The sequence below is a fragment of the Psychrobacter sp. PAMC 21119 genome (assembly GCF_000247495.1).
GTDB classification, from domain to species: domain Bacteria; phylum Pseudomonadota; class Gammaproteobacteria; order Pseudomonadales; family Moraxellaceae; genus Psychrobacter; species Psychrobacter glaciei.
In genome coordinates this window covers 349,814-362,529 of record NZ_AHVZ01000011.1, presented here as the reverse complement: position 1 = coordinate 362,529, position 12,716 = coordinate 349,814, and the positions used below count along the sequence as shown (strand labels likewise).

Below are 12,716 nucleotides of genomic sequence, written 5' to 3'. Positions count from 1 at the left end.
TATTGATGTGATAATACAGCGCTTAAACGTTTAAATAGTACAATTAAAAATCACAGCGCAAACAGGATCAAAATATTATTGTGGTAAAGGCTGACCAAGCGGTACAACAGTACTAATATTTAAGTTCAAAAACCCCAGTTTGCCAGCGATATCCATGACTCTTACCACTGATTGATGGGTAGCGTTGGCATCTGCTGCAATAACGAATAGCATATCACGATTACTGCCCGCCTCTTGCTGTAACATACTGGTCAACTCAGCCTCATTACTACTGGCAAGCGTAATGCCATTGACTAAATAACTACCATCTTCTTGCACGGCGACTTCAATGCTGTTTTTCTGTTCGGTCAGTGCCACGCCTTCCGCTTCAGGCAGAATGATATTTAAGCGACTAAAATGATTAAACGACGTTGCCAGCAGCAAGAATACAATTAAAAATAATAGACAATCGATCATTGGCGTTAAATTGATTTCAAGCGGCTCGACGGTTGGTTTTCTAAAGCGCATATCACCCTCTTTAAATGCTTAATACTCAGTTTTTCAATGAATGACTATTCATATCATGATGCGTAGTACCAATGAAATTATTCATACTACGACGTCATTGCAATACCATTATCTGAGCTTAAAACACTGGTTGAATGTTCATTACCTACAGTCTCATCCGATGATGCACGATGTGCTGAGGTCTTTGAACTAGGGTTGTAAGTATTTTCAAACAGTTGATAATCATACAGCTCTTGAATCATTAGTCCTGCTTGGGTCTCAAACTGGGCATTGATATCAATGATACGGCGCTGAAAATAGCGATAGGCAACCAATGCTGGGATAGCCACAATCATACCAGCAGCAGTCGTAATCAAGGCTTGTGACACACCAGCAGCAAGCATCGTTGGATCTTGCATCGCGCCATCAGTAATCGCTAAGAACGACGAGATAATCCCCAGTACCGTCCCTAATAGTCCGAGCAACGGTGCAATCGCACCTATAGTACCGAGCATATTGATGTTTTTTTCTAATTGATGCACTTGCACACTTGCACGGTTTTGCATATGCATCGTCATCGACTCTAGTCCATACTGACGATAAAGCAGTCCTGTCGCTAAAATATCACCCAGAGCGGTCTTTTCTTTGACATTCATCAACTGGGTACGCCCAATATCGCCATTCTCACGTAAACGGGTAATGAGCTGTTCGCGTAATCTACTCGGGGCAACTTTATTAAATTGCAAGGTATGGCTACGCTCAATAATGATGACCAACGCCAATATTGAACACACCACAATCGGCGTCATCAACCATCCACCCGCCTTTACCAACTCCCACATACTGACTCTCTTTTATATTTTGAAAAAATATGTTTTATAAAGATGGTTTGAACCGTTGTTATAACCTGACGGAAACTATCAAACCTGCGCTTCTATATGTTTAATCAAAGCGGCTAGCTGATCTTGGCTGTGGAAGAATATCTCGACACTGCCTTGCCCGTCTTTTTTATGCTTAAGCTTAACTTCAGCACCAAGCATGTCTGTTAAACGCTGCGTTAAACGCTCTGCATCACGAGACTGTGCTTTTTCCGTACGGTTGGTTTTGGGTGCGGGCTGCAAAATTGACTTGACCAGCTTTTCAGCTTCTCGCACCGTCATGCCGCCATCAATGATTTTTTGCGCAATGATAGGTTGCTGCTCAGAGGACAATGCCAAAAGCGTGCGGGCATGACCCATATCTAGGGCGCTGTTTGCTAAATGGTCTTTTACTGTATCATGTAACTGGTTCAAACGTAGTAGGTTCGATACGGTCGTACGCGCCTTGCCAACAACTTCAGCAATCATCGCATGACTCATACCAAACTCTGTATGAAAACGCTGTAATGCGGCGGCTTGGTCAATCACTGACAGGTCTTCACGCTGGATATTTTCAATCAATGCCAGTGCAATAGCCAGCTCATCTGACAATGCACGCTCAATCGCTGGTATCACGGCTTTACCTGCCATTTTTGCGGCACGCCAGCGGCGCTCGCCAGCGATGATTTCATGGGTAACGAATGCTTCGCTTTTGTCTTCGTTAGCCAGTAATGGACGAATAACGATGGGCTGCATCACGCCATGCTGTTCAATAGAGGACGCCAATTCCATCAGCGCAGTTTCACTCATGTCACGGCGTGGCTGGTATTTACCCGCTTGTAGACGCGTGACATCAATTTGTACCAAGCTAATTTGGTCTTCTGTTCCATTATTGTCTGTGCCAGCAGTACGGGATTTATTGGCAGCTGTTTTACTAGCTATCCGCGGTGACCGCATTGTACGATTACGGTTAGTCGTGCCAGATCCTATGGCGTTTGCCATCGGTTTTTCATTGGCTTTTGTACCTACAGTTTTGGCGGGCACACTGGTGTTGAGCATATCAGTATCTGATGTTTCAGCTGGCAAAGTGTTGTCACGCGCAGCCATATCGTCTTGCAAGGCAGAGGCGGTAATTTGCTTTTCTTTTTTGATTGACCCTAACAAGGCATCCAAGCCTCGATTAGCAGCCAACCCTCTTTTCTTCGCCATGATTACCTATCCTCTAACGCTAAAATAAAAGCCAAATAATTGTGAATGCGGCTTACTCATTACTATAGCCTGCCCATTATAAAATCATTACGTTGTCAACCTCGCTGACCATACTAATGTATCGCTAGCACTCGGTTTGCTGGTATTGATATTATTTTAGATTGACTATAATAAATACGATGTTTAATACTATTTTTCTGTTTGGTCATTTTCCATTATGACCAGTTTTTACGCTTAGACACAAAAACTAGCGGCTTTTTGATCACTGTTTCATCACTTCAGCAGCCAGTTTCTGATAAGCGCGTGCCCCTTTTGACCAGCGCTCGTAGGCGATAACTGGCAGGCCGTGCGCTGGCGCTTCTGCCAAGCGGATATTTCTTGGAATGTGCGTCTTGTACATGATATCGCCAAAGTGCGCTTCTAATTCAGCAGAGACATCGCGAGCCAGCGTGTTACGTGAATCGAATAATGTTCTGACGACGCCGCGAATATAGAGCTTCGGATTGAGTTCAGTCAAACGCTCAATCGTTTGCGACAAGTCCGCTAGGCCTTCTAGTGCGTAATACTCACACTGCATAGGAATAATAACCCCGTCAGTGGCGACCAAGGCATTAATCGTTAGCAAGTTCAAACTAGGGGCACAGTCTATAATGACATAGTCGTATGGGGGTTTATTCGCAGCGACTTGATCATTGACCAACGCTGCCATCGCTGTCTTAAAGAGCTCATGACTGTTGGTTTTACTCATCAAGGTGATATCCATACCAGCCAAATCACGATTGGCACCGATCACATCAAACCCTGCTGGACTGGCAACAATGGTATCAGACAACGAGACGCCATCTAGCAACACATCAGCGATGGTCAACTCTAATGCATTTTTATCCACACCAGTACCACTGGTCGCATTGCCTTGTGGGTCTAGGTCAATCAGCAGTACGTGCTTGCGCTTAGCAGCCAAGCTGGCGGTCAAATTTACCGCCGTCGTGGTTTTACCCACGCCGCCTTTTTGATTCGCAATTGCTATGATTTCCATACACTCACTCAATTTAATTAGGGTCTTTACTTACTGTATTTTACCGACTGTCTGTACTATGTATCTGTGACCGCCAGATTTTACTGGTTGCCTGTTATTAATAGTCATTTTAGCAATCGCAATGCTTGGCGTTCAGCTTCTTATCACTATAATACAAATGATACTTACAATATAAATAACTCGCTTTGCATCCAGATTTTTTAGATATTATGCTATTTAGATACCAAGGTAAACGATGTTTCACGACTACAAGGTGCTCATAGCTTAGACATTTTTAGCAGACATTTCAATTAAATGCCGACTGTCATGCAGACGTGGCACTTTAAGCTTAATCGTCTTAATATGCCAGTCGTTATCTAGCGCTTGTAGCTCTTCATCACTTGGCGCTTTACCTTTCATCGCACACAGATAGCCGTTATCCGCCAGTCTTGGCTGCGCGACTTCAACAAAATCTATGAGGCTGGCAAATGCTCTAGAAGTAACCACGTCATAGCTGGCCTCATGCGCTTCAATACGAGAGGCAATAGGCTGCATATTGCTCAAGCCAAGCTCGCTACTGATTTGCTTAATAAAGCGAATCTTTTTTTGATTGCTATCAAGCGCCGTACACTGCCGCTCAGGCTGACAAATCGCAATTATTACGGCGGGCAAGCCAGCCCCTGTGCCGATATCCAGCAGCGAGCCTGACGGTAAATGCGTTATAATAGACAAACAATCAATCACATGCTTAATCAACGCTTCTTCTGGATCGGTGATGGCGGTCAGATTATACGCTTTATTCCACAATAAAAGCTGGTCTAAGTACAATAATAACGTGCGCTGCTGTGTCTCACTTACGGGTAGACTTAGCTCGTTTATCGCTTGTGCCAATATATTGGCCAACGCTGGCAATTGCGCACCAAGCTTAACAAAGCCCGTAGGATCAATAGAAATATTTCCCGTGCGAGCAGACGATGAAGTGGTTTTAGCGGAAGCTGACATACAACGAGTTATCCAGTTTTGACATGTGAACCGACTATTTTATCATGCAGCCTGCCTATTGAATAGTTGCAGATTGCGCCAATGTGAGACATCTTATACTATCTGCGCTGCTATTGAGGCGTTATTCTGCTTTGATGGCATTAAACTGACCATCCATCTGCTGCTCTTTTATTCATTATTTTCAGTGACGCATCCAATTATGATACAAAACTGCGTTTAATGACTTATTTAAAACACCGCTATATCTTGTAAGATGTCTTTAATTAATAATAAAAAATTAAGCATAAAGACAAAATTAAGCATAAAGACATTGTGTAAAAAATAACCACTCTACCCTCTAAAACAACCCACTTTTTTAAGACGACACACCATACGCCTATGACCGAACAAAAACATGCCCCCACGTCTAAAATATCAAATGACGCTAATAAAAAAGACACGACTAATATGGTAACACCTATTTCTGAATTGACTGACGCGCCGAAAGACGGCAAGCAAGCAACACTGGATACACCGCACCCACTCTTTACTGAGGTTAAGCAGCGCTGCCTTGTCAGCGCTGAGCAACTAAAGCGGTATAGCGAACCAAATGAGCTGCCGACGGACACACGCACGGCACCAGACTTGGACGTTGGCTTTGGTCAGCAGCGCGCGCTAAAAGCCTTGCAGACGGCTTTAGATATCAAAGCCAGTGGCTATCATGTGTTTGCGGCTGGTGAAAATGGTTTGGGCAAGCGTACCATCATTAGTCGTTTGCTAACGCGTATAGCCGCTGATGCACCCACGCCTGACGACTGGGTCTATGTGCATAATTTTACCGATCCACGCACCCCACTAGCCTTGCGCCTACCTGCTGGTCAAGCCTCACTGTTGCAGCAGCAAGTCAATCACTTATGGCAGCAAGCAAAAAAACGACTGAGCCAACGCTTCCGTAGCGACCAGTATCAAAGCAAAATCGAGGCCATCAAAAACGACACGCATCAAAAAGAAAGTCAGGCCTATGAAGTGCTCAATGCGGAAGGTAAGCAATACGACTTGGCGTTGACGTTTCGCTCCTTTGATAACAAGGCAGTGTTTGTCCATCCAAGCAAATTGGCAGCAGAAACCGATCAAACCACGACTCAAAGTAATAATACTGATAATAAAGATGACAAAACGTCTATTAACAGTCAAAACCCATCAGTAATAGGAGAAAGTAAGAAAGCCACCACTTCTAGCAACGATGCTGCTGACGATAACGAATATGGCAATAGTGAATACGAAGCTGAGCTAAGTAACTTTGTGCAAAAGAACCATATGCAAAAACGCCTAAGTCAGCTGACCATCGCCCTAGAACAGTTAGAGGACGAAGCCAATGACGCTATAGAAGCACTGCATCGCAATATTGCACGTCGTGCCCTACAGCCTTTGTTTACCCCTATTTATGAGCAGTTTTCCAGTCATCCGCTAATCGTTGATTATCTCAAAGCCGTATTTGCCGACATGGTTACGCATGTCGAGCGCATCGTCAATGGCGATGATGAAGAGTTTGTGACCGCAGTTCTGGCGACGACTCCAAGCCGCTATGCGGTCAATGTCATTGTCAGTCACACGCCAGACAGCGGCGCCCCTGTTGTCTTTGAAGATTTGCCGACGCATCTGAACTTATTGGGTCATGTTGAGCAAATCACCCAATTAGGTACAGTGACCACCGATGTCAGTATGATTCGAGCCGGTGCGTTACATCGTGCCAATGGTGGTTATCTATTGTTAGAAGCCAGTCATTTACTTGAGCATCCTTATGCATGGCAGGGTCTTAAGCGCGCACTCCAATCGCGCAAAATCAAACTCTCAAGCCTTGAGCAAATGCTGACCTTAACAGGCAGTTTATCGCTAGCACCTGCGCCCATTGACCTTGATATTAAGGTAATTTTGCTTGGCGAAGCAGACCTGTATTATGAGCTATTAGAGCTTGAGCCTGAGTTTGATGCGGTGTTTAAAGTACGCGCTGACTTCCATGATGATGTGGTTCGCAGCAGTGAGCACGAATTGGCACTGGTCGCAAAAATGGCAGACATCATTGATTATGCCAACCTCTACCCGTTTGATCGTAGTGCACAAGCCGCCCTACTAGAGCATTTAAGCTTACAAGCTGAAGACCAAGATCGACTAAGTTTGCACAGCGATTTATTGATTAAGCTATTGCATGAGTCTAACCGTCATGCGCGTTTAGGCGGACAGGAAGTGGTCAGTGCAAAGCATGTGGTCCAAGCCATCGAAGATATGGACGAGCGCTCAGGATACCTGCGTGACCTCTATTGGGATGAGCTCAAAAACGGTCAGCAGCTTATCCAAACCACAGGCAGTGCCGTTGGACAAGTAAACGCCCTCACCGTGGTCAGCTATGCCGATAGTGAGTTTGGCATGCCAGCCCGTCTGACTGCGGTCATTCAACCGAATATCGGTACCGGTGAGATTCTAGATATCGAGCGCGACGTAGACTTGGGTGGTAGCTTGCACGCTAAGGGAATGCTGATTATGACCAGCTATTTGCGCGCATTATTTAGCCAACATCATGCGCTCAACTTTAGTGCTTCGCTCGCTTTTGAGCAAAGCTACGCCCATATCGATGGCGATAGTGCCACCGTCAGCGAAGGCTGCGCGCTGTTGTCCGCTTTAGCAAACGTGCCGATTGATCAGTCATTCGCCATTACCGGCTCTATGAACCAGCTGGGCGAAGTACAAGCAGTCGGTGGTATCAACTCTAAAATTGCAGGATTCTTTGATGCGTGCCGCGAGCAAGAGCTAACGGGTCAACAAGGCGTAGTCATTCCGATGGCTAATGTCAAACAGCTCATGCTACGCGACGATATCATTGCTGCTGTCAAAGCGGAAGAATTTCATATTTATGGTGTCCATACCCTAAGTGAAGCATTGACACTGATGACTGGCTTACCTATCGATACCATGAATAAAAAAGGTCGTTATCGTAAAGAGACATTATTTGGCAAAGTTTTAAGCCGTCTGATGTTATGGGATGAGAACCAAGATAACAATGACGATGATATTAATGATAAGAAGTCCAAAAAGAAAGATAAAAAAAAGCAGAAAGCAAAACGTCAAAAAAAACAGGACAAGAGAGAAAAAGAGAAACGTAAAGACAAGAAAGATGACAATGAAGTCGTGATGAATGACGATTCCCGTATCAATTAAGATATCAATCATTAGTATGGATTAAGGCATCGATACTAATGGTGCTGAAACGCCCATTAATGCCATATAAGCTGCTTAATATAGTTGGTTCAATATAATATGGATACAAGGAAGCCTAGCGAAAGTACGACAAATAGTAGACTAAGTGAGGCTGACACCGTATCCAGTTTATATAGGATTGATTATAGCGAAAGTTAGCTGTTTAAAACCACTTAACGACTCAATAGGCTAAATGATGAGATGCCCTAGACGCTACGATACTTTTCTGCGATGATAAACGGCTAGTGACTCGATAAAGATATCTAAAAACTGATTCGTGACTTCATAAAGGTTATCGCTTAATGACTGTACATTCTACTGACACCGGCCTTCTCCAAGATCAAACAGACTCTATTGAGACTGCCAATACCGTAGCGGCTACGGACAATAATGTTTCAGGAAATAGCAGTGATAATCGCCACGGGGCAGCGACAACTGCACGCCAATGGCAAGTGCTATCACAGCTACAGCGCAATCGTTGGGTGGGCACAACCCATATCTACGAGCAGCTGATGATGGCGGGCTTTGACATTAGCCTACGCACTGTTCAGCGCGACTTAAATGCGCTCGCCAAACGCTTTCCCATTGAAAAAAACAATGCCAATCCGCAAGGCTGGCGTTGGTGCGATGATGCCCCATTACAAAGCTTGCCGCATATGAATTTATCGCAAGCGGTTGCCTTTAATATGGTTGAAGCCAACCTGACCCAGCTATTACCGCCTGTCATTTTAGATGAATTATTTCCGTGGTTTGACCTAGCACGGCGGCAGCTAAAAAACAGTAAAGTCACTCATTCATGGATAGACAGAGTGCGCATCGAGCCTGCCACTCAGCCACTAATCGCGCCACATATTGACTTGGATAGCAAAGACAATATCTACCATGCGCTCTTTTATCAATTACAAATCAAAGCCTGTTATACCCGTAGCAATAAATCGCAAGCCGGTGAATACATCCTAAATCCAATCGCTATCATTCAACGCGGCGTCATCATTTACTTACTGGCAACTCGCACGGATGATCCAGAGACTGTCATTCGCACCTTTGCCTTGCATCGATTTGCCAGCGTCGAGATTCTTGAGAGTTCGGCGAAAACGCCCGACGAATTCCAACTAGACACCTATCTAGATGCTGGTGGCATGGGCTTTAGCCATCCATTATTTCGTGAGCTAGCCGATCATGGCAAAAATACGCCTATTGAGCTACAATTCACCAAACAAGCAGGCAAGAGCCTAACCGAAAGCAAGCTTAGCGATGATCAAACGGTCACGTTAAATGACGATGACACACTGACCATTCAAGCAACGGTGAATTTGACCTCGCAGCTGGTCTGGTGGTTACGCGGTTTTGGCAGTGGTCTCTTAAATGCCAAGCCTGAGCTGCTGTATCAAGCCGTCTTGGATAAAACCGTCTTGGATGAAACACTGGATAATCAATCGTGATGATTGAGTACAATACTTAACTCAAACAATATGCAATTAAAATAAAGTCACTTAAAATAAAGTCACTTAAAACATCAAAAGTAACAAGGAATACTATGTCGACCACTTCCCCGTCACCATTACTATCGGACAGCTTAAAAGGATTAGGGTTGGATGCGGGAACGTTATTTTTTGCGCTCAATTACGAGTTTACCAAGACTGAACCAAAAGGTATGCTAAAGCGTTTTAAAAAAAATGAAGGCGCGATTGATATTGATTTAGCTTGTGTGTTATATGACGAGCATTGCACTATTAGCGATATCGTCTGGTTCAAGAAGCTGCGTGATAAAGCTGAATCAGTAAAACATCAAGGTGACAGTCTCAATGGAAAAGATCGCGGCGATCAAGCCATGTATTTGGCACCCCTTGACCAAGAACAAATCAGACTCTATTTGGATAAGATTCCAGCACATATCACCCATATTGCTATGATTGCCAACTCTTACCATGGTCATCCGTTTTCGAGAGTCAAAAAAGGCGAAATTCATCTGAGCGATGACGAGGGCAATCATTGCTTTGAAGTCAATCTAAAACAACTGCCCCGTGATTGCACCACACTTTGGGTGGCACATTTGCGCCGAGAAGTAGATGATTGGCATCTCACACTGCAGAACTTACCGCTCCCAGCCGAAGATTTGGCCATAGCAGCACAGCAAGTCGCCCATGAATTGGCACGCGCACTCCCTATTCCGCAAGGAATTTAATGTCAGCAACTTAGCCATCTATCCCTACAAAAAAAAAGGGTGCGACGTATTAATAACGTCGTACCCTTTTTTTAAACTTTAATTATTGCAAATTCCAAATGTAGTCAAAATATCCTAAAAACGCGAAGGTATCGCTGATATCAATTTTTTGTAGCCTCTATCTGCGCAGGCACAGCAAGCAAGAAAAATGGATATCAGCAGTGCGTGATGTATCGATATTATTCTTCACTCACTATAATTACTACAAATATTACTTACAATGCCTCACCGCAATGCGGACAAAAGTTCTTTTGGCGTAACTCCACCTCTCTTTCGCGACGTTCCAGCTCTTGCTCTCGCAGTACCTGTAATACGATGTTTTGTGCCTGTTCCTTATCTAGCCCAAGCTCACGGCGTATTTTTTCCACCATCATCTGATTCTGTACCAAATCAAAATCACTATCGACCAGCTGTTCACGAAAGTGCTGCTCTAGTTCTTCACGGCGTTGGTTCAGCTCATTTGCCAAACCCGTGGCGAGAATACCTGCAGGCAAGGCTGCTAGACCCACACCCAGTATCGTAATGATTGCACCCAATATTTTACCGGCGTTGGTAATGGGTATCACATCACCATAACCCACTGTCGTCAGTGTCACCACAGCCCACCACATCGCTTTGGGTATAGATTCAAACTCTTCTGGCTGGGCATGGTTCTCCACCAGATAAATACCACTAGAAGCGGTCACAATCATGATAATTAAAATAAAAATAACGGCTTGAAATGAGCCTTTTTCTTTACTGATTACCACCAATAAAATACGCATCGACGCAAAATAGCGCGTCAGTTTAAGAATACGGAAAAGCCGCAAAATACGTAAGAAGCGTAAATCAATCGTGACAAAGAAGTTCAAGAACGCAGGCACAATAGCGACCAAATCAATCAATGCAGAAGGACTTTTTAACCATTGCCAACGCTGACGCCAAGTTGTATTATCCGGCTTCGCTTCGGCAACGCTCCATAAGCGTAGCAAGTATTCGATAGAGAACACCAAAATAGAGAAGTTTTCAAACCACGTAAAATAATTTTGGTAAGGGTAATACCACCGATCGACAGACTCCGCAATCACAGCTGCTACGTTAGTCATGATTAGAAATATCAGAAAATAATCGACATAGCGGCTAAAGAGCGTGTCATGCTCATCATTTTGCAAAATGTTATAAACGAAAATACGCAAGCGCCGTATATGTTGGAATTGCATGCGGTCCCTATACGGTGTAACACCGATCTTGTGATAATGAAGTAAAAGTATTAAAGCCTGACTATCGCGCTCAACAACAGTACAAAGAGCACTCTATGTCAGTAACCAATCTTTTACTTATCCTGATTTTCAAGCATTTATTACCGTATGTTGGACAGAAGCTCTTAGAAAGAGATTTTTATTAACAGCCCTCTAAGCCAGTAATGGTGAGAATAGCCTACTTATTAACACAAGAGGTTTCACTATGAATCACGATTATGCAAAATTTAGATAATAAAGGTAGACACAAGCCAGCAACACAAGTCCTGTTATAAGAAAAGTGTACTGTAAAAATCGCTCGTCGGCGCGTAATTGTCGACTGAGATTTTGAGCAGGTAGTAGAAACAAACCACATTCTGGGCAATAAGTATCCACTTGGTTTAACAGGATCATTGAATGTGCTTTTTCACAGCGCAATGGCGAATTACTACAGTAACCCAGCATAATATACCTTTACCTTGTTATTTATTATTCGTTATTCATTTGGCGCGGTTTATGTCCAGAACATAAACCTGACTACTAACTTACAACAACGAGAACTGTTTAACAAATATGTTTTTACGGACATTAAGTTTCTGTTCTACATTCTCATTCCCTTAAAATTAGTAAGGTTTTCTTAACTAAAGCCTTACTAATAAAATGGTTTTAGTGTTAAAATAGCGTAACAATGTTACAGAGCAATTAATAAAGATAACATTGTATATCAGCATTTAATGTCATCCCTCATTAAGTGCTTATCGATAATCTATTTTTGCACCAAGGAACCAAACGATGAAACTACAATCCCTAGTTTTAGTGGCTGCCGCATTTACCATGACGACTGCTTTTGCCGTACCTGCGGGTACATGGTCTGTGGCTGCTGGCGCTCATATGGTCAACCCTAAAAGTGATAACGGCACACTTGCAGATGGCACACTTTCCGTAGAAGTTGATGATGATATCCGTCCGACTATCAGCGGTGAGTACTTTTTTGCTGACAACGTCGGTGTCGAACTGCTAGCGGCGATTCCGTTCCATCACGACATCACTCTAACCGATGCTGATGGCAATAAAATTGATGCAAAAACTCAGCATCTCCCACCTACGCTATCTCTACAATATCACTTCGATGGCTATGACCTGCCAATGAACGTCAAGCCATTTGTTGGTGTGGGGATCAATTATACAACTTTCTTTAAAGAAAGAATCTATCTTGGAAATGGTAACGACTTAGAGCTTGATGATAGCGTCGGCGTAGCCGGTCATGTCGGTCTTGACATACCTTTTGCCCCGACTGAAGCCTTCCGTATCGATGCACGCTATATGGATATCAAGACAGATGCTAGCCTGAATGGTAATGACATCGGCGAAGTCGATATCAGCCCTTGGGTATATGGTGTCGCTTTCGTTAAACAGTTCTAAGATAGCAAAAATAGTATGTATACAAAAAAGCCAGCGATTACGCTGGCTTTTTT

At 43.8% G+C, this 12,716-nt stretch carries 10 protein-coding genes; 4 read left to right on the top strand and 6 right to left on the bottom strand.

The annotated features are described in order from the left end of the window. Positions 1 to 75: 75 nt before the first annotated feature. The 5 genes from RH96_RS05380 to rsmG all read right to left on the bottom strand — a co-directional run bounded on the left by RH96_RS05380 (position 76) and on the right by rsmG (position 4,569). Positions 76 to 507 carry an ExbD/TolR family protein gene (locus tag RH96_RS05380; protein WP_010198193.1) on the bottom strand — a complete coding sequence of 144 codons (432 nt, stop codon included), beginning with the start codon at positions 505 to 507 and terminating at the stop codon, positions 76 to 78. An 86-nt stretch (positions 508 to 593) separates the two neighbouring features. Then, positions 594 to 1,328, bottom strand: coding sequence for a MotA/TolQ/ExbB proton channel family protein (locus tag RH96_RS05375; RefSeq protein WP_010198190.1), 735 nt, complete (start codon positions 1,326 to 1,328; stop codon positions 594 to 596). 78 nt (positions 1,329 to 1,406) lie between these two features. Then, positions 1,407 to 2,552 carry a ParB/RepB/Spo0J family partition protein gene (locus RH96_RS05370; RefSeq protein ID WP_010198187.1) on the bottom strand — a complete coding sequence of 382 codons (1,146 nt, stop codon included), beginning with the start codon at positions 2,550 to 2,552 and terminating at the stop codon, positions 1,407 to 1,409. A gap of 262 nt (positions 2,553 to 2,814) precedes the next feature. Next, positions 2,815 to 3,588, bottom strand: coding sequence for a ParA family protein (locus RH96_RS05365; RefSeq protein WP_010198184.1), 774 nt, complete (start codon positions 3,586 to 3,588; stop codon positions 2,815 to 2,817). 264 nt (positions 3,589 to 3,852) lie between these two features. Further along, entirely contained in the window at positions 3,853 to 4,569 is a 717-nt protein-coding gene (rsmG, locus tag RH96_RS05360) for a 16S rRNA (guanine(527)-N(7))-methyltransferase RsmG (protein WP_010198183.1), read from the bottom strand. 447 nt (positions 4,570 to 5,016) lie between these two features. On the opposite strand from rsmG, the gene RH96_RS05355 reads away from it, so the two are divergent. The 3 genes from RH96_RS05355 to RH96_RS05345 all read left to right on the top strand — a co-directional run bounded on the left by RH96_RS05355 (position 5,017) and on the right by RH96_RS05345 (position 9,985). Further along, complete coding sequence (locus RH96_RS05355) at positions 5,017 to 7,761, top strand: AAA family ATPase (RefSeq protein WP_413540221.1); 2,745 nt, start codon at positions 5,017 to 5,019, stop codon at positions 7,759 to 7,761. Between the two features lie 341 nt (positions 7,762 to 8,102). Next, positions 8,103 to 9,242 carry a helix-turn-helix transcriptional regulator gene (locus tag RH96_RS05350; RefSeq protein WP_010198181.1) on the top strand — a complete coding sequence of 380 codons (1,140 nt, stop codon included), beginning with the start codon at positions 8,103 to 8,105 and terminating at the stop codon, positions 9,240 to 9,242. Positions 9,243 to 9,337: 95 nt separating this feature from the next. After that, entirely contained in the window at positions 9,338 to 9,985 is a 648-nt protein-coding gene (locus RH96_RS05345; protein ID WP_010198180.1) for a TerD family protein, read from the top strand. A 254-nt stretch (positions 9,986 to 10,239) separates the two neighbouring features. On the opposite strand, the gene RH96_RS05340 is transcribed toward RH96_RS05345, so the two are convergent. Continuing rightward, a complete protein-coding gene (locus RH96_RS05340) occupies positions 10,240 to 11,223 on the bottom strand; it encodes an ion transporter (protein WP_010198179.1) in 984 nt (327 codons plus the stop codon). 810 nt (positions 11,224 to 12,033) lie between these two features. On the opposite strand from RH96_RS05340, the gene RH96_RS05335 reads away from it, so the two are divergent. Then, positions 12,034 to 12,663, top strand: coding sequence for an OmpW/AlkL family protein (locus RH96_RS05335; RefSeq protein WP_010198177.1), 630 nt, complete (start codon positions 12,034 to 12,036; stop codon positions 12,661 to 12,663). The last annotated feature ends 53 nt before the right edge of the window (positions 12,664 to 12,716 follow it).

Coding starts and splice junctions, on each gene's coding strand:
- RH96_RS05380 (WP_010198193.1), bottom strand. CDS start 507: ATGCGCTTTAGAAAACCAACCGTCGAGCCGCTTGAAATCAATTTAACG.
- RH96_RS05375 (WP_010198190.1), bottom strand. CDS start 1,328: ATGTGGGAGTTGGTAAAGGCGGGTGGATGGTTGATGACGCCGATTGTG.
- RH96_RS05370 (WP_010198187.1), bottom strand. CDS start 2,552: ATGGCGAAGAAAAGAGGGTTGGCTGCTAATCGAGGCTTGGATGCCTTG.
- RH96_RS05365 (WP_010198184.1), bottom strand. CDS start 3,588: ATGGAAATCATAGCAATTGCGAATCAAAAAGGCGGCGTGGGTAAAACC.
- rsmG (WP_010198183.1), bottom strand. CDS start 4,569: ATGTCAGCTTCCGCTAAAACCACTTCATCGTCTGCTCGCACGGGAAAT.
- RH96_RS05355 (WP_413540221.1), top strand. CDS start 5,017: ATGGTAACACCTATTTCTGAATTGACTGACGCGCCGAAAGACGGCAAG.
- RH96_RS05350 (WP_010198181.1), top strand. CDS start 8,103: ATGACTGTACATTCTACTGACACCGGCCTTCTCCAAGATCAAACAGAC.
- RH96_RS05345 (WP_010198180.1), top strand. CDS start 9,338: ATGTCGACCACTTCCCCGTCACCATTACTATCGGACAGCTTAAAAGGA.
- RH96_RS05340 (WP_010198179.1), bottom strand. CDS start 11,223: ATGCAATTCCAACATATACGGCGCTTGCGTATTTTCGTTTATAACATT.
- RH96_RS05335 (WP_010198177.1), top strand. CDS start 12,034: ATGAAACTACAATCCCTAGTTTTAGTGGCTGCCGCATTTACCATGACG.